Genomic DNA, 15,617 nt, shown 5'->3' with positions numbered 1-15,617 from the left:
CCGACGAAGGGATACGGATCGATGCTGACGCTCTACATCACGCCCGGCACCTGCTCACGCGCCAGCCATATCGCGCTGGCCGAGTCGGGCCTCGATTATCAGGTCTCGCTGATCCGCTTTGCCGAGGGCGAGCAGCGATCACCAGCTTATCTGAAGGTCAACCCCAAGGGCCGGGTGCCGGCATTGGTAACGGACAAGGGCGTGCTGACGGAAACCGTCGCACTGCTTCCCTACATTGCCCAGCTTGTGCCGGAAAAGAACCTCGCACCGCTCGACGATCCCTTCCTGTTTGCAAAAATGCAGGCCTTCAACGCCTATCTCTCCTCCACCGTCCACATCAACCACGCCCATGGCCGCCGCGGCGCGCGCTGGGCCGATAATGCCGCCTCGCATGCGGACATGATCGCCAAGGTGCCGCAGACCATGCGCGACAGCTTCGCTCTGATCGAGGATGGTCTTGTCGAAGGCCAATTCGTGCTCGGCGAAACGTTTTCGGTCGCCGACGCTTATCTCTTCGTCATGACCGGCTGGCTGGAAAGCGACCATGTGGACATGGCCGAATTCCCGAAGGTCGCCGCCCACTACCGGCGCATCGAGATGCGCCCGGCGGTGCAAAGGGTGCTGGCGGAAGAAGCGGCGGCGAAACCCGCCACCTGATCGTCAGGCCGGCTCAGCGTTACGCCTTGCCCACATCGCCTGATAGGCGGGCCGGGCGACGCAGCCGTCATACCAAGCTTTCAGCGCCGGGCGGCCGTCGAACAGGGCGGCATGGCTGCGCGCGTAACGCACGATCTCCGTCACGTTGATATCGGCCACCGTAAACCGCTTGCCCACCATGAACCCGTCTTCGGAAAGATGCTTTTCAAGCACATCGAACGGCCGCGAAAGTGTGCGTGCTGCAGCCTCGATCGCCGCCTTGCCCTCGTCGGTCGACGCGCTGGACGACTGGATCGTCAGGGCCGCGGTCTCGACGCTGGTTGCCGCAAACAGCGACCACTGCACCATCTGCGCTTCCTCCTCGATCGTCTTTGGAGCAATCTCGCCGCCATGCTTGCGGGCAAGGTAGAGCGTGATGGCAAGCGACTCGTGCAGCACGAACCCGTCATCGTCCATCGACGGGATCGAGCCCATCGGATTGACGCTCAAAAACTCCGGCGACCGCGTGTTGACAGGCGCGCCATCGACCGAAGCGTCATCCAGCCGATAGGCCTGGATGACAGGAATATGCTCGAACGGCAATCCCAGTTCCTCGATCAACCAGAGCGGCCGCGTCGCGCGCGAACGATAGACGCCATAGATTTTCAGCATGCGTATCTCCCATTGTGTGTCGCGGGCGACGCTAGAGTGCTTCGGCCCCGAACGGAAGATGCAGCCCCCTCAAATCGACCGGTTGGACGTCCGCTTCAGTTTTCGGTATAGTCATCAGCATTCTGATCTTTCCAAGGGCCAACCCCATGCGCGCCACCCGTTCGCTCAGCATCACCCTGCCGGTCGAGATCGCCGACATGGTCGAAGCCAAGGTCGCCTCCGGCGAATACGCCTCGGAAAGCGACGTGATCGCCGAGGGCCTGCGCCCGATGGCAGCACACGATGCGGCGATCGAGAAGTGGCTGAGGGACGAGGTGGTGCCGACGCTTCAGGCCATCGACGCGGGAACCATTAAAACCCGTCCGCTGGAGGAGACACGCAAGCGTTTGCACGCCAGGATCGACCGGATGGTTGGCGACGGAAAATGAACTACACGGTTCGCTTTTCTGACGCGGCCGAAGACGATGTGATCGAACTTTTGACCTATCTCTTGCCACGTGCCGGAGAACGGGTTGCCCGGCGCTATGTCGACCAAATCGTCGACCACTGCCACTCGTTCGAGCTCTTTCCGGAACGGGGATCTCGCCTGGAAAGCAAACTCGGCGTGCGCCTTGTCGGCTACCGCAAGAAGGCGACGATTGCTTTCATGATCAAGGGCGACACCGTCATCATCCTGCGCATCTTCCACCACGGCCGCAACATAGACTTCGACCCCGAAGCTCCCGACCCCGAAACCTAACCCACCCGGTTCCCCATAACCGTCAAATGCGGAAACGCCGCCGCCGCATCGCCCGACCCGCCCAACTCTTCCGTCGCCGCCTGCGTCCAGCGATAGCCGATCACGCCGCCATCGTTCACGTCCTGGAAGACGTTGCCGGTGATCACAGTCGAACCGGCGCCCTCGGCTACACTGACGGCGCAACCCACGTTGGCGCCGCGCACGATATTGTTGGCGGCGACGACGTTGCGCAGGTAGGGGCCGAAGCCGAGGGCCAGGCCCCAGAGGGCGGCGTTTTCCACCACGTTGCCTGTGATCGCCGTGTCGGCCTCGGCGCTGATGCCGACGCCGAAGATTGCGCCGTCGAGTTTGTAGGGGCCGGTTGCCGAAAGGTTGCGGACGATATTACCTGAAATGGTCGAAAGCCTGCCGCCTTCGTTGAAATTGACAACGGAAATTCCGTTTGCCGCGCCATCCACCGTATTGCCCGAGATAACAGCGCCCTCGAACGAGAATTCCGCATAGATCGCCGTCTCGCCGGATCCAAAACACTGGTTGCCGGAAATCTGCGCGTTGGAGGAGCTGTTGGCGCGGATCGCGGAAAAGGCAGAGTCGGTGATGTGGTTGCCGCTCACCATCACGTTGGCTGCGCGAAACAGGTTGATCGCATTGCCATATTGCCCGGTGCCACCGTTTCTGGCGCCGATCCGGAAGATGCGGTTAGCCGTGACGATGCTGCCATCGACGCCCTTTTCCCAGCGATGGATGAGGATGCCGCCATTGCCGCAATCGAACACGCTGTTGCCGGTCACCGAAAGACCGGTGCTCTCCACCGCATAGACCGCGTAATCCGCAGCGCCCGATATCTTCGAGTGCTCGATGCGCCCGCCGCATCGCTCCAGCTGGATCGCGGATCTGCGCGCGCCGAGGATCTCGCAATTGTCGATCGAGATATCGGGAATGCCGGAGAAATGGATAAGGGCAGGGGTCTGATCATCCAGCCAGCGATTGCCGCCGTCGATCACCAGATTGGAAAGCTCGATCCGCCTTGCCGCGGTTGCGCGGATAAACGATCCGTCGCCGGAATAGACGAGCCTGGAAGCGCCTGATACGCCGACCAGCCTTGTATTGTCGGGAAGATCGAGGCCGGAAACGCGGTAGTCGCCGGGCGGCAGATAGACCGGCTTGTTCTGCCTCGCCGCCTGTTCGATCAGCGCCAGCAGCTTGCGGCTGGAAACATCGCCGCCATCAGGCGGCACACCATGGTCGCGCGCGTCGATCGAACCGCGGAGGTCGACGGTCGAAACACTGGCGGGCGCTGCAAACGCTGGCAGCGGCAGTGCTGCAACCGCAGCGCCCCTCAGGCTCCAGCCCAGCATTTTGCGTCTCGAAATCATTCAGCCGTCTCCATCATCCCCTTCGAACACGCATTTATCGTGCCAGCGGAAGTGTGTGGTTTCGGGACGGGAGGCGAGAGCGGTCAGGTCGGAGAGGGACGGCCAGCGCCGCCGGGATAGACCGCTTCGAAGCCGGAGATGAACTTCTCGAACAGATGCGAAAACGCCGAAAGCTCTTCCTCCGGCCAGTCGCCCAGCACATTCACCAGCAGCGAACGCTTGACCGCCTGTAGCTCGGTCAGCAACGCATCGCCGAGTTCGGTCCTGACCAGCAGCGAGCGCCGCCCGTCCTCCTGCGAAGCATCACGCCTGAGAACACCGCGCGACACGAGATCGGTCACCAGACGGCTGCCGCGCGACGGGTCGATCCGCATCGTCTCGGCAATCGCGCCCACGGTGATTTCGCCCTCGATCCGGCCCATCACATCAAGCACGTCGAGATGCGCCGTTTCCAGCCCCGGAACCGTGTTGGCAATCGCGGTGCGCGCAATCATCCGGCGCCCCATCAGATGCCGCATCCGGGTCAGGTTGTCGCTGACACGCGAAAGACCCTCCGCAAATGCGGCGGTTTCGGTCGAGGGCTGAGGGTCTGATGCAGAAATCATGGTCGTCATCGCTGCAACTTATCAGCAGGTGCCGGGTTGTTTCAACGAAATTGTTGCAGAGTGCATCTGCCTGCTGTTGACAATTATATGCTGAAGTCACATAAATTCGTCGACCCTTCAGGAAGTATGCCATGGATATGTCACGCCCGGCCCAGACCCCGCTTGTTGCCGACAAACGACAGCGTCTGTTCGTTTTCTGGTTCCTGATGGCGGCGCTGTTTATGGCGGCGCTCGACAATCACATCGTTTCCACAGCGCTTCCCACCATCGTTGGCGAGTTCGGCCAGATGGAGAGTTTCGGCTGGGTGTCCTCGGCCTTTCTTCTGGCCATGAGCGCGGTCATGCCGATCTACGGCAAGCTGGGCGATCTGTTCGGCCGCAAATATGTGATGCTGTTTGCCATCGTTCTCTTCACGCTCGGCTCGGTTCTCTGCGGCTTTGCCTGGTCGATGAATTCGCTGATTGCGGCCCGCGTCTTCCAGGGCCTTGGCGGCGGCGGCATCATGGTGTCGATCTTCTCGATCAATGCCGATCTGTTCGAACCGCGCGAACGCGCAAAGTACCAGAGCTATTCCAGCCTTATGATCATGGCCGCCGGAAGCATCGGCCCTGTGCTCGGCGGCACGCTCAGCGATCTGTTCGGCTGGCGCTCGATCTTCCTGATCAACCTGCCGCTCGGCGTCATCGTCGTGACCGGCCTTGCTCTGCTGCTTCCCTATCGCCGCCCGCAGCGCAAGCCGAAGATCGATTATGCCGGCGCCGTCGTGCTGGCGCTGACGATTGCGAGCCTCGTCACCTTTGCCGATAGCCACCAGCTGTTCGGCTCGCTGATGGCAATCGAGTCGCTTGTCCTTCTCGGTTTCGGCATGGCCTGCGCTGGCCTCTGGGTGTTCGTTGAAAGCCGGGTTCCCGAACCGATTGTGCCGCTCAAACTGTTCAGGGACAGCACCTTCTCGCTGTTTCTCATCATCACGCTCTGCTCCGGCGCCGTCGGTATCGGCATGGTCAACTATTACGCGCTGTTCCTGCAGACGACGACGGGCCTGTCGCCGTCGCAGGCCGGCCTGTTCTTCATCGGCCTGACCGGCGGCATCGTCGTCGGCTCCATGTCGGCGGGACGGCTGATTTCCATCACCGGCCGCTACAAGCCGTTCGCCGTCTTAGGCCTGGTCATGAGCATCGGCGCTCTTCTGCTTCTGTCGCAGGTGACGTCAGCTACGCCGCTCTGGCTCGTCGCCATTCTGCTGATGCTCCAGGGTCTTGCCGTCGGCTTCGGCCAGCAGGCCCCGATCATCGGCGTCCAGAATTCCGCACCGCGGGAAGATATGGGAGCTGCCACCGGTGCCGTGACGCTGATGCGGATGGGCGGCGCGTCGATCGCCATTTCGCTCTACGGCGCAATAATCGGCTCGTCGGTCAAGGGCAGCGGCGTCGTCATTCCAGGCGTTGCCGATATCGGCGCACTCACCCCGAAAGTGCTCGACCAGCTGCCGCAAGCCTCGCGCGAGGCGGTGGCATCCGTCTACTTCTCTGCCTTCACGCCGCTCTTCTTCGCCGCCGCCGTGATCGCCGCCATCGGCCTTGTCGCCGCCCTTTTCCTCAAGCCCAAACGCCTGCCGACTGCGCAAGTCCAGGCCGCCGCACAACAAAACAAGCTGCCCACCCCGTAAGGCTCTTCCAAGCGGGCTTTCCCCGCCTATCTCTCGTTTTATGAAACCCGAGGCACTGCTTCATCCCACACCGGCCGGCCTGTTCTGCCCCGTCGGCGGCTTCCATGTCGATCCGGTGCGCCCCGTCGAGCGGGCGCTGATCACCCATGGCCATTCCGATCATGCCCGCGCCGGCCACACCCATGTGCTCGCCACCCGCCAGACGCTCGACATCATGAAGATCCGCTACGGCGACGACTTCTGCACCTCCGAACAGGAGGCTGCATGGGGCGAGGTGATCGATGTCGGCGGCGTCAATGTCAGCTTCCATCCAGCCGGCCATGTGCTCGGCTCGGCGCAGATCGCGCTTGAGCATAAGGAACTGCGCATCGTCGTATCAGGCGATTACAAGCGCGGCGTCGATCCCACCTGCGCACCCTTCGTGCCGGTCAACTGCGATGTCTTCATCACCGAGGCAACCTTCGGCCTTCCGGTCTTCCACCATCCCCACCCCCGCGAGGAAATCGGCAAGCTATTGACCTCGCTCAAGCAGTTTCCCGACCGCAGCCACATGGTCGGCGCCTACGCGCTTGGAAAGGCGCAGCGGGTCATCCGCCTGATCCGCGACAGCGGCTATGACGAACCGATCTATATCCACGGCGCGCTCGCCAAACTCTGCGACTATTACGAAAGCCAGGGCATCGCGCTCGGCGAAATCCGCCCCGCCACGATCGACAAGAGCAGCCCCGACCTGTTCAAGGGCGCCGTCGTCGTCGGCCCGCCCTCGGCCTTCCAGGATCGCTGGGCGCGCCGCTTCAACGAACCCCTGATCGCCTTTGCGTCGGGCTGGATGATGGTGCGCCAACGCGCCAAACAAAGCGGCGTCGAGCTGCCGCTGGTCATTTCCGACCACTGCGACTGGCCCGAACTCTTGGAAACCATCAACGAGGTCGCTCCCTCCGAAGTCTGGGTCACCCACGGCCGCGAAGAAGCGCTGGTACGCTGGTGCGAACTGAAGGGCATTCCAGCGCGGCCGCTGCACCTGGTCGGCTATGAGGACGAGGGGGATTGATGATGCGTGGATTGCTGCAAAAAGACCCCTCCCAACCCTCCCCACAAGGGGGAGGGCTAGAGCCCGTCGCGCCCCTGTCGCACACCAGGGGCTGTGCCGTGCCCCAGATCTTCTCCCCCCTTGCGGGGGAGATGGCCGGCAGGCCAGAGGGGAATGAATGATGCGTGGATTGTTGAAGAAAGACCCCTCCCAACCCTCCCCACAAGGGGGAGGGCTAGAGCCCGTCGCGCCGCTGTCGCACAACAGGGCCAGTTCCGTGCCGCTGGTTTTCTCCCCCCTTGCGGGGGAGATGGCCGGCAGGCCAGAGGGGGATCGATGATGCATTTGCTGCTGAAAAAAGGCCCCTCCCAACCCTCCCCACCCTCCCCACAAGGGGGAGGGCTAGAGCTCGTCGCGCCGCTGTCGCACAACAGGACCAGTTCCGTGCCGCTGGTTTTCTCCCCCCTTGTGGGGAAGATGGCCGGCAGGCCAGAGGGGGTTTTTCGAAGAGTGCTGCGCCCATGAAACCCTTCGCCACACTCCTCGATCGCCTCGTTCTCACCCCCTCGCGCAACGGCAAGATCACCCTGCTGGTCGATTACTTCCGCACCACGCCCGATCCCGATCGCGGCTATGGGCTGGCAGCGCTGGCGAGCGCGCTCGATCTCAAAAGCGTCAAGCCCGCCATGCTGCGCGAGCTGGTGCTGGAGCGCATGGATGCGGTTCTGTTCCAGTATTCCTATGACTATGTCGGCGATCTCGCCGAAACCATTGCGCTGGTCTGGGATGGCCTCGAAAAGGACGACACCACCGATGCCGAGCAGCCGCTTCTGTCCGAAGTCGTCGCCCGCATGAACTCGCTCGGCCGCACGGAAGTGCGCTCAGCCGTCCGCGAACTGCTTGATCATCTCGATCCCTCCGGCCGTTTCGCGTTCCTGAAGCTCGTCACCGGGTCGCTGCGCATCGGTGTTTCGGCGAGGCTTGCAAAGCAGGCGCTGTCGGAAATGTCGGGCAAGGACGTGACCGAGATCGAGACGCTCTGGCACGGGCTGGAGCCGCCCTATGTGTCGCTGTTTGCCTGGCTGGAAGGCCAGGCCGACAAGCCGGTTCTGGCGACGCCGGCGATCTTCCATTCGGTCATGCTCGCCAACCCGGTCGAAAGCGGCGATCTCGAAAAGCTCGATCCCGCCGATTACGCCGCCGAATGGAAATGGGATGGCATCCGCGTCCAGATGTCGGCCCATGGCGGCACGAAGAAACTCTATTCCCGCTCCGGCGATGATATCACCGGTGCCTTTCCCGATATCGTCGAGCAGATCAATTTCGATGGCGTCATCGACGGCGAGCTTCTCGTCGGCGGCACGATGCGATCCAACAATCCCACCCGCACCTTTTCCGACCTGCAGCAGCGCCTCAACCGCAAGACGGTGAACGCGAAGATGCTGGAGGATTACCCCGCCTTCGTACGCGCCTACGATATCCTGTTCGACGGCGAGGCGGATGTGCGTGCAAAAGGATTCCTCGAGCGCCGCGAACGCCTGTCCGAGGTGATCGGCCACGCCCCGCATGACCGGTTCGACCTGTCCGATCTCGTGCCGTTCACCACCTGGGATGAGCTCGAAGCCCTGCGCCGTGATCCGCCGGATCCGGTCATCGAAGGCGTCATGATCAAGCGCCGCGACAGTGTCTATCAGGCCGGCCGGCTGAAAGGCCCGTGGTTCAAGTGGAAACGCGACCCCTATAACGTCGATGCGGTCATGCTCTACGCCCAGCGCGGCCACGGCAAGCGCTCCAGCTACTATTCCGATTTCACCTTCGGTGTGTGGACGGATGGCCCCGATGGCGATCATCTCGTGCCCGTCGGCAAGGCCTATTTTGGCTTTACCGATGCGGAACTGGAAGTCCTCGACAAGTTCGTGCGCGACAACACGGTGGAGCGTTTCGGGCCGGTGAGGGCGGTGCGCGCCGACAAGGATTTCGGCTTCGTGCTGGAAGTTGCCTTCGAGGGCATCAACCGCTCGACGCGCCACAAGTCCGGCGTCGCCATGCGTTTTCCCCGCATTGCAAGGCTGCGGATGGACAAGCTGCCGCGCGATGCCGACCGGCTGGAAACACTGACCGCGATGATCGATGCCAAAACGGCGGACGCGAAGATGTGACCGCTGGCCCGCTTGCGTTCTGAACCGTCGGGTTTACGCTCAATCCCGATATCTGAGACTACTCATATCCTTATAGACGGTCGTTCCATGTCAATCACCCGCCGCATGCTGATGACCGGTCTGGCACTCGGTGCACTTGGTTCCCTTGCTGCACCCCAGGCCCTGGCCGCGCCCTTTCCCGTCCCCGAAACCCTGCCGCTGGAAAAGGAAGATTATGCCGAAGCGCGGCGCCGCTTCCGAACCCATCTTCTGAAGCATGGTCCGTCACCCGAAGCCTCGCCACCGCTCGGGACCCCGCCGGGTTCGCAAAAGGTTATGTATCGCGGCGGTCCGGATGGCTCGCTCGAACTGATCGCCTGGCTTTCGCATTACGAAGCCTCGGGCAAGCCGAAACCGGCCGTGCTTTTCCTGCACGGCGGCAATGCCACCGGCGACGGCCACTGGGAACTGATGAAAGCTTATTGGGAAGCGGGCTTCGTGGTCCTGCATCCATCCTTTCGCGGCGAAAACGGCCAGGCCGGCAATTTCTCCGGCTTCTACGACGAAACCTCCGATGCGCTGGCAGCCGCCACCTATCTGGAAAACCTGCCCGGCATCGATCGCAGCCGGATCTTCATCGCCGGCCACAGCAATGGCGGCACGCTGTCGCTTCTATCTGGCATGACGCGCCGGTTCAGGGCCGCAGTTCCAATTTCCGCCGGCGTCAATTCCTGGCGCTTCTTTACCCGATACTCGAACGAAGTGCCCTTCGATGCGGCCGATCCGAAAGAGTTCGTGATGCGCTCGTCTGCCTGTTTCGGGCCGAGCCTCAAATGCCCGACACTGCTTTTGCGCGGCTCGGAAGAACGCCCTTTCGATGCCGACCACCAGCTGCTGATCGATCGTGCCCGGTCTGCCGGTGTGACGATCGACAAAAAGCTGCTGCCCGGCAATCACAGCGGCGTCGTGCCCGGTGCAGTGGTCGAAAGCATCCGCTTCTTCAATCAGTTCACGTGATCCGCCTTATCCAGTCGCCACCGCTCCAGCCTCGCGAAAGCGCTGCCTGACAGATTGCCCCCGACGTCATCAATGCCGAAGCGGGACTGCCATGCAAAACAAAGCCTTATCGCTCAGCCGGACCTCCGGTCTTGCGGCCGTTCTTGTGGCGACGACGGCACTCACCGGTTGCCAGGTGCCCTTCGTCACCGATACGACCCGCATGGACCCGGCCGTGTTTGCCCGCGAAACCACGCCGGTCTTCTATCAGCCGGCCTATAACGAGCCGGTCCAGCCGCAGCCTCTTCCCCAGAAGGAGGCTATTCCGCAAAAGCGTCAGCTTTATCAGACGCAGTTCCACCAGACCTACGGCATGCCGGTCTCCAACCCCGTGCACCGGGTGATGTACGAGGTGATCCGCGACGACGGCCACACGCTGCCGGCCATTCCCTATTCGCGCATCGACAACCGTTTTCTACGCCAGGATGTGTCCTACCAGACCAATGAAGCACCCGGCACGCTGGTGGTCGATACCCGTGCCAACTTCCTCTATCTCGTGCAGCCCGGCGGCAAGGCGATCCGCTATGGCGTCGGTCTCGGCAAGGCGGGCTTTGCCTGGTCCGGCCGCGGCGTCATCCAGCGCAAGGCGAAATGGCCGCGCTGGACGCCATCAGGCGAAATGGTCTCGCGCCAGCCGGAACTGCGCCAGTTCGCAGCAGCATCCGGCGGCGCCGATCCCGGCCTGAACAACCCGCTCGGCGCCCGCGCGCTCTATATCTACAAGGACGGCAAGGATACGCTCTACCGCGTTCACGGCACGCCGGACTGGCAGTCCGTCGGAAGGGCAACCTCATCCGGCTGCGTGCGCATGCTCAATCAGGATGTCATCGACCTGTTCGACCGCGTGCCCAACGGCACCCCGATCCTCGTTCTCTGACGGCTAGCGCGTGGTGAAACTGCCCACGGCAAGCTTGCATCTCGCGCGTCAATCCCCCGGGCCTCGTATCTGCCGTCACACACAGTGAAGTGATCACGCTGTTGCGCAGGGGACACAGGCTGTGTCGCATCCCTGTGATGGTGTGTGTCAACCTCGTGAATGGTCGATGAAGCTGGCCGCGTTATGTGATAGTGGAGCAAAACATCAGGCATGGAACCAATCGGTTCGATTGCCGTTAAAATTTGCTTTTGCAGTGACGCGTTCCTCTAGGGTGACTTTCCGAACATGATTTCCAACTCTTCTTTCTCCCGACGGGGCTTCCTGTCCATGCTGGGTGTCGGCGCTGCCTCGACGCTCGCTGGCTGTGCATCGACTGCGCCGGGTCCTTCCGGCAATATCGTCACCTACCGTGACGGCGTCGCCCTCCGCAACGACGGCCTTCCGCCGGTTGGCGGCGATCCCGAAGCCGCGATGATGTACGGCGCCGTCGAAGATGGTGGCTATCTCATCCCGGCCATCCCCTATGAGCGGATCAATCCGCGCTACTATCGCCAGCGCGTTGTCGATCCGACAGGCGAACGCCCGGGCACGATCGTCGTCGACACCCCGTCGCGCTTCCTCTATCTGGTCGAGCCCGGCGGTTCGGCCATGCGCTACGGCGTCGGCATCGGTCGCGATGGCTTTGCCTGGAGCGGCGAAGGTGTCATCCAGTGGCGTCAGAAGTGGCCGAAATGGACCCCGCCGGACGAAATGGTCGCGCGTCAGCCGCAACTGGTCAAGTATTCGATCGCAAACGGCGGCATGCCTCCGGGCCTCACAAACCCGCTCGGCGCCCGCGCGCTCTACATCTTCCAGAACGGCCAGGACACGCTCTACCGCCTGCACGGTTCGCCGGAATGGAACTCGATCGGCAAAGCCGTCTCCTCAGGCTGCGTCCGCCTGATGAACCAGGACATCATCGACCTCTATGAGCGCGTCCCCAACAAGGCCCGCGTCGTCGTCTGGCAGTAAGCATCTTCTTGATCTACGACGAAAAGGCTGCGGGAGAACGGCAGCCTTTTTTGCATCCGGTGACCATCCATCCCTCGGCAATGGCGCCATCGGCTGACTTCTCTCCCCGTTCCCCGTTCACTATCTCCCGCCCCGACCCTGACTTCGGGCCATCGTGCCCTATCTCCTGCCTAGCGACCATGTCGCTGGACTGATGCCGGTTCAAGTTTCGTGCCGTGAAATGCGTGCGTGATGATCTGGCTATACCTATCACCAAGGGAGTTACTCCATGCCCATTCTTTACACGACCAAGGGTTCCGCAACCGGTGGCCGCTCCGGCCACGGTGCTTCCGACAACGGCGTGCTCGACGTCACGCTGACGGTTCCGAAGGAACTCGGCGGCGATGGCGCCACCGGCACCAATCCGGAACAGCTGTTTGCGGTCGGCTATTCCGCCTGCTTCCTCGGCGCGCTGAAAGCCGTTGCTGCCAAGGAAAAGGTGAAGATCCCGGACGAGGCCAAGGTCACCGCAACGGTCGGCATCGGCCCGCGCGAAGATGGTGGCGGCTTCGGCATCGAAGTCTCGCTGTCGGTCAACGCCCCCGGCATCGAACGCGCCCAGCTCGAAGATCTGGTTGCCAAGGCGCATATCGTCTGCCCTTACAGCCACGCGATGCGCACCTCGACCGAAGTTCAGGTGACCGTCGAGTAAAGCTTTAAAACAATGGTCCGGCGGGCAGTTCGGTTCTCGGACTGCCCGTGCGCGACGGCGAAAAGCGGCTTCGGCCGCTTTTTGTTTGCGCGAGATTTCAGCCGACATCGTTCAGCTCACAACCTTCAACGAGTCCCGCAGCTGGTCCGCATTGCCGCCGGGCAGCGCGGCATCAAGCTCTGCATGCGTCGCTTCCCAGATCGGCAAGGCTTTCGCCAGAACCGCGCGGCCATCCTGCGTCAGCGTCAAAAGCCGTCCGCGCTTGTCCTTCGGGTCAACGGCGCTGCCGATCCAGCCACGAGCGTGCAAAACTTTCAGGGCCGCAGTCAGCGTCGTGCGGTCCATGGCAAGCAGGTCGCAGACGGATTTCATCGTCGCCGGCTGTGGGCGGTTGAGCGACATCATCAGCGAGAACTGGCCATTGTTCAATCCAACCGGCTTCAGCGCCGTATCGAAGGTTCGCGCTAAGGCCCGCGCTGCCCGTTGCACATGCAGGCAAAGACAGGTGTCGCGGACATGAAGCGTGGCGGAAAACGGAACCGAATCGGGATTTGACAGCATGGAAATATTATGTTGATATCAACCTATTCTGTCAAGAAAGGGGAGGTTCTTATGGATGTCAGCGCATTCCCGACAAATGCCGTCCTGTCGAAAGAAGAGTGGCTGAAGGCGCGGCTCGAGCTTCTGGCGCTCGAGAAGGAGGAGACGCGGTTGCGTGACAAGGTCCGCGCCGCCCGCCGTGCCTTGCCCTGGGTGAGGGTGGACAAGGACTACGTCTTCGACACGCCGGAGGGCGGCAAGGCCTTGTCCGATCTTTTTGCCGGTCGCAGCCAGCTGCTGATCTATCACTTCATGTTCGGACCCGACTGGAGCGAAGGCTGTGTCGGTTGCTCCTTCATGGCCGACCATTTCGACGGCACGCTTGCCCATCTCAATCATCACGACGTCACGCTGGTCGCCGTCTCGCGCGGCACGTTGGAGCAAATCGAGGCCTACAAGGCCCGCATGAACTGGCAGTTTCCCTGGGTCTCGTCCTACGCCACGGATTTCAACCACGACTATCGCGTTTCCTTCACGCAAGAAGAGATGCAGGGCGAGACGATCAACTACAATTTCCGCGCCATGCCCGCGAGCGAAGGTTTCGAGGAGCTTCCGGGCCTGTCAGCCTTCTACAGGAATGAGGCCGGCGAGATCTTCCATACCTATTCCACCTATGCCCGCGGCCCGGAGGAGGTGATCGGCACGCTGATGCTGCTCGACCGCGCGCCGCTCGGCCGCAACGAGGACAAGACGATGAGTTTCCTCAAGCGCCACGACGAATATGCGGCAAAGCCCGAGCAACAGGCGTCATCCTGCTGCCATTGAGAGCTTGTCGCCGGGTCCGTTCAACACACACAAGAGGGAGATGGGCATGCTGCAGATCGTTTCGAAATCCCGTTCGGACACGCATGGAAAATTCATCTGGTGCGAACTGATCACGTCAGACACGTCAGCGGCGGGCAGGTTCTACGCCTCGGTGGTCGGCTGGAATGTCCGCGAACTCGCCATGCCTGATATGCCGTCCTATTACCTGTTCGAAATGGGCGAGGGCGAGAATTGCCCCGGCATCGGCGGCATGATGCACTTTCCGCCGGAGCTTGAAGGCAAGATGCCGCCGAACTGGACCGGCTATGTTGCCGTCGACGATGTCGATGAAACCGCAAGTGACTTCGTTTCCCTTGGCGGACGCATCCAGCGCGACCCGGAGGATATCCCGGGCGTCGGCCGGTTTGCTGTTGTGGCCGATCCGCATGGGGCGGTTCTCTGCATCATGACGCCGATCCCGCCGGCAAACCCGCCCCGCCAGCTCGGCCCCGCCGATCCCGGCAATCTCGGCTGGTGCGAGCTGATGGCGGGCAACGGCGAGGAGGCTTTCGAATTCTATGGAAGCGTGTTCGGTTGGGCGAAGGACCATGACATGGACATGGGCGAGAGGGGCGTCTACCGCATCTTTGCCTATGACGGCCATCCCGGCCAGGCGATCGGTGGCATGATGACGAAACCGGACACGGTGCCTGCGCCGTGCTGGTCCTATTACTTCAACGTCGAGGCGATTGACGCGGCCATCGAGCGCATCACGGCCGGCGGCGGTAGTGTCGTGTTCGGGCCGATGCAAGTGCCCGGCGGAAGCTGGATCGTCCAGGCCACCGATCCTCAGGGCGCCTTCTTCTGCCTCGTCGCTCCGAAGCGCTCTTGATCCCCGAAACCTTGAACCTGTCCTCGTCAGGCCTAATTGCACCTTCACGCATAAGGCCGGAGGACCCACTCATGCATCCATTGCCCCGTCCGCTGAGCCTTGCATTCTTTAGCATCAGCACATTCCTGGCCCTGTCCGGCATCGTCATGATCCTGACGGGTTTCAGGGGCGGCTGGCCGGTGCTGGCCCTGTTCGGGGCAGGCGCCTTCGTCTTCGCCCATATGCTCTGGCCGCAAACCTTCCACCGAAGGCGGCAGGATGCCGCAACGCTGATTGCCCGCTTTCCCGGTCCGGTCACCCTCTATTCCAGCCGCGTCCGCTATTTTTCGCTGGCCGTCGGCTGCGCAGCCTTCGCCGTCCTGCTTCTGGTTCTGCTGCTGGATATCGACCCCGCCGAACCGCCAATGCCGGCGTTGCGACAGGCCATTCTCTGGCTGGGCGTCGGTTTCCTGTCGCTCTGCGCCTCCGTCATGATGGCGGGCGTCCTCGTCGGCCAGCGGCTGGAACTGGATGGCGAGAGCTTGACCATGGTCACGCTCGGGCGTCGCAAATTCTGGCGCTGGCAGGATGTCGAGGGCTTCAAGGCCGGCGCGATGACGCCAATCTCCGTGCGGTTCCTGCCCAAGCTGGAGATGAAGATGGTCGTGTTCGACGATCTGACGCTTCCGGAAACCGCCCTGATCCGCATGAGCCGCGATGCGACCGGCCGCAATTCCGGCCTGCACGATGCCTATGGGCTCGATTTCGCCCAGCTCGCCTGGCTCCTGGAAACCTGGCGCGAAACGGCGCTTGCAGGCTCGCAAGCAGCCCCTGTCGCATCCGTCCGCGACGACGAATTCGTGCCCGTCTCGGCTGCTTACCCGAACGGCTGACGACCGTT

17 protein-coding genes are annotated in these 15,617 nt (G+C 62.3%); 13 read left to right on the top strand and 4 right to left on the bottom strand.

Going from position 1 to position 15,617, the window contains the following annotated elements; all coding sequences use genetic code 11:
• Positions 1-21: 21 nt before the first annotated feature.
• Positions 22-657, top strand: a complete 636-nt coding sequence (locus ASG19_RS02185) for a glutathione S-transferase N-terminal domain-containing protein (RefSeq protein WP_062453531.1) — start codon at positions 22-24, stop codon at positions 655-657.
• Positions 658-660: 3 nt separating this feature from the next.
• Here ASG19_RS02185 and ASG19_RS02180 read toward each other — a convergent pair whose 3' ends face one another.
• The gene (locus ASG19_RS02180) at positions 661-1,308 is read right to left on the bottom strand and encodes a glutathione S-transferase family protein (RefSeq protein ID WP_062453530.1); all 648 of its coding nucleotides are present in this window, start codon (positions 1,306-1,308) and stop codon (positions 661-663) included.
• A 146-nt stretch (positions 1,309-1,454) separates the two neighbouring features.
• On the opposite strand from ASG19_RS02180, the gene ASG19_RS02175 reads away from it, so the two are divergent.
• Together ASG19_RS02175 and ASG19_RS02170 are read left to right on the top strand one after the other, a co-directional pair.
• The gene (locus ASG19_RS02175) at positions 1,455-1,736 is read left to right on the top strand and encodes a type II toxin-antitoxin system ParD family antitoxin (protein ID WP_062453529.1); all 282 of its coding nucleotides are present in this window, start codon (positions 1,455-1,457) and stop codon (positions 1,734-1,736) included.
• Positions 1,733-2,047: a type II toxin-antitoxin system RelE/ParE family toxin gene (locus ASG19_RS02170; protein ID WP_062453528.1), complete on the top strand. Its 315-nt coding sequence runs from the start codon at positions 1,733-1,735 to the stop codon at positions 2,045-2,047. Before ASG19_RS02175 ends, ASG19_RS02170 begins: the two co-directional genes overlap by 4 nt.
• On the opposite strand, the gene ASG19_RS02165 is transcribed toward ASG19_RS02170, so the two are convergent.
• On the bottom strand, positions 2,044-3,423 hold the full coding sequence (locus ASG19_RS02165; protein WP_062453527.1) for a TIGR03808 family TAT-translocated repetitive protein: 1,380 nt from the start codon (positions 3,421-3,423) through the stop codon (positions 2,044-2,046). The genes ASG19_RS02170 and ASG19_RS02165 overlap by 4 nt on opposite strands.
• Before the next feature lie 83 nt (positions 3,424-3,506).
• Positions 3,507-4,028, bottom strand: coding sequence for a MarR family winged helix-turn-helix transcriptional regulator (locus ASG19_RS02160; protein WP_062454802.1), 522 nt, complete (start codon positions 4,026-4,028; stop codon positions 3,507-3,509).
• 131 nt (positions 4,029-4,159) lie between these two features.
• Between ASG19_RS02160 and ASG19_RS02155 the strand changes: the two genes are divergently transcribed.
• The 7 genes from ASG19_RS02155 to ASG19_RS02125 all read left to right on the top strand — a co-directional run bounded on the left by ASG19_RS02155 (position 4,160) and on the right by ASG19_RS02125 (position 12,501).
• Entirely contained in the window at positions 4,160-5,698 is a 1,539-nt protein-coding gene (locus tag ASG19_RS02155) for an MDR family MFS transporter (protein WP_062453526.1), read from the top strand.
• Positions 5,699-5,738: 40 nt separating this feature from the next.
• Positions 5,739-6,749, top strand: a complete 1,011-nt coding sequence (locus tag ASG19_RS02150; protein ID WP_062453525.1) for a ligase-associated DNA damage response exonuclease — start codon at positions 5,739-5,741, stop codon at positions 6,747-6,749.
• 500 nt (positions 6,750-7,249) lie between these two features.
• Positions 7,250-8,887 carry a cisplatin damage response ATP-dependent DNA ligase gene (locus ASG19_RS02145; protein WP_062453524.1) on the top strand — a complete coding sequence of 546 codons (1,638 nt, stop codon included), beginning with the start codon at positions 7,250-7,252 and terminating at the stop codon, positions 8,885-8,887.
• A gap of 87 nt (positions 8,888-8,974) precedes the next feature.
• Positions 8,975-9,883: a prolyl oligopeptidase family serine peptidase gene (locus ASG19_RS02140; RefSeq protein WP_062453523.1), complete on the top strand. Its 909-nt coding sequence runs from the start codon at positions 8,975-8,977 to the stop codon at positions 9,881-9,883.
• A 91-nt stretch (positions 9,884-9,974) separates the two neighbouring features.
• Positions 9,975-10,799, top strand: a complete 825-nt coding sequence (locus tag ASG19_RS02135; RefSeq protein ID WP_062453522.1) for a L,D-transpeptidase — start codon at positions 9,975-9,977, stop codon at positions 10,797-10,799.
• Between the two features lie 285 nt (positions 10,800-11,084).
• On the top strand, positions 11,085-11,810 hold the full coding sequence (locus tag ASG19_RS02130; RefSeq protein ID WP_062453521.1) for a L,D-transpeptidase: 726 nt from the start codon (positions 11,085-11,087) through the stop codon (positions 11,808-11,810).
• Positions 11,811-12,078: 268 nt separating this feature from the next.
• Positions 12,079-12,501, top strand: coding sequence for an organic hydroperoxide resistance protein (locus tag ASG19_RS02125; protein ID WP_062453520.1), 423 nt, complete (start codon positions 12,079-12,081; stop codon positions 12,499-12,501).
• Between the two features lie 111 nt (positions 12,502-12,612).
• On the opposite strand, the gene ASG19_RS02120 is transcribed toward ASG19_RS02125, so the two are convergent.
• A complete protein-coding gene (locus ASG19_RS02120) occupies positions 12,613-13,059 on the bottom strand; it encodes a MarR family winged helix-turn-helix transcriptional regulator (protein WP_062454800.1) in 447 nt (148 codons plus the stop codon).
• Between the two features lie 54 nt (positions 13,060-13,113).
• Between ASG19_RS02120 and ASG19_RS02115 the strand changes: the two genes are divergently transcribed.
• The 3 genes from ASG19_RS02115 to ASG19_RS02105 all read left to right on the top strand — a co-directional run bounded on the left by ASG19_RS02115 (position 13,114) and on the right by ASG19_RS02105 (position 15,609).
• Positions 13,114-13,866 (top strand): thioredoxin family protein, encoded by a 753-nt coding sequence (locus ASG19_RS02115; RefSeq protein WP_062454798.1) that lies wholly within the window; start codon positions 13,114-13,116, stop codon positions 13,864-13,866.
• 46 nt (positions 13,867-13,912) lie between these two features.
• A complete protein-coding gene (locus ASG19_RS02110; RefSeq protein WP_062453519.1) occupies positions 13,913-14,737 on the top strand; it encodes a VOC family protein in 825 nt (274 codons plus the stop codon).
• 71 nt (positions 14,738-14,808) lie between these two features.
• Positions 14,809-15,609 (top strand): hypothetical protein, encoded by an 801-nt coding sequence (locus ASG19_RS02105; protein WP_062453518.1) that lies wholly within the window; start codon positions 14,809-14,811, stop codon positions 15,607-15,609.
• Positions 15,610-15,617: the final 8 nt, after the last annotated feature.

This window comes from Rhizobium sp. Leaf306, from assembly GCF_001423425.1.
GTDB classification, from domain to species: Bacteria; Pseudomonadota; Alphaproteobacteria; order Rhizobiales; family Rhizobiaceae; genus Neorhizobium; species Neorhizobium soli.
The sequence above is the reverse complement of the archived record's forward strand: the minus strand, read 5'-3'. Positions and strand labels throughout refer to the sequence as shown.

What these genes read in the sequence shown, in the direction of transcription:
- ASG19_RS02135 (WP_062453522.1), top strand. Translation starts at nt 9,975, where the DNA reads ATGCAAAACAAAGCCTTATCGCTCAGCCGGACCTCCGGTCTTGCGGCC.
- ASG19_RS02175 (WP_062453529.1), top strand. Translation starts at nt 1,455, where the DNA reads ATGCGCGCCACCCGTTCGCTCAGCATCACCCTGCCGGTCGAGATCGCC.
- ASG19_RS02160 (WP_062454802.1), bottom strand. Translation starts at nt 4,028, where the DNA reads ATGATTTCTGCATCAGACCCTCAGCCCTCGACCGAAACCGCCGCATTT.
- ASG19_RS02155 (WP_062453526.1), top strand. Translation starts at nt 4,160, where the DNA reads ATGGATATGTCACGCCCGGCCCAGACCCCGCTTGTTGCCGACAAACGA.
- ASG19_RS02165 (WP_062453527.1), bottom strand. Translation starts at nt 3,423, where the DNA reads ATGATTTCGAGACGCAAAATGCTGGGCTGGAGCCTGAGGGGCGCTGCG.
- ASG19_RS02130 (WP_062453521.1), top strand. Translation starts at nt 11,085, where the DNA reads ATGATTTCCAACTCTTCTTTCTCCCGACGGGGCTTCCTGTCCATGCTG.
- ASG19_RS02140 (WP_062453523.1), top strand. Translation starts at nt 8,975, where the DNA reads ATGTCAATCACCCGCCGCATGCTGATGACCGGTCTGGCACTCGGTGCA.
- ASG19_RS02115 (WP_062454798.1), top strand. Translation starts at nt 13,114, where the DNA reads ATGGATGTCAGCGCATTCCCGACAAATGCCGTCCTGTCGAAAGAAGAG.
- ASG19_RS02110 (WP_062453519.1), top strand. Translation starts at nt 13,913, where the DNA reads ATGCTGCAGATCGTTTCGAAATCCCGTTCGGACACGCATGGAAAATTC.
- ASG19_RS02150 (WP_062453525.1), top strand. Translation starts at nt 5,739, where the DNA reads ATGAAACCCGAGGCACTGCTTCATCCCACACCGGCCGGCCTGTTCTGC.
- ASG19_RS02170 (WP_062453528.1), top strand. Translation starts at nt 1,733, where the DNA reads ATGAACTACACGGTTCGCTTTTCTGACGCGGCCGAAGACGATGTGATC.
- ASG19_RS02105 (WP_062453518.1), top strand. Translation starts at nt 14,809, where the DNA reads ATGCATCCATTGCCCCGTCCGCTGAGCCTTGCATTCTTTAGCATCAGC.
- ASG19_RS02145 (WP_062453524.1), top strand. Translation starts at nt 7,250, where the DNA reads ATGAAACCCTTCGCCACACTCCTCGATCGCCTCGTTCTCACCCCCTCG.
- ASG19_RS02185 (WP_062453531.1), top strand. Translation starts at nt 22, where the DNA reads ATGCTGACGCTCTACATCACGCCCGGCACCTGCTCACGCGCCAGCCAT.
- ASG19_RS02180 (WP_062453530.1), bottom strand. Translation starts at nt 1,308, where the DNA reads ATGCTGAAAATCTATGGCGTCTATCGTTCGCGCGCGACGCGGCCGCTC.
- ASG19_RS02125 (WP_062453520.1), top strand. Translation starts at nt 12,079, where the DNA reads ATGCCCATTCTTTACACGACCAAGGGTTCCGCAACCGGTGGCCGCTCC.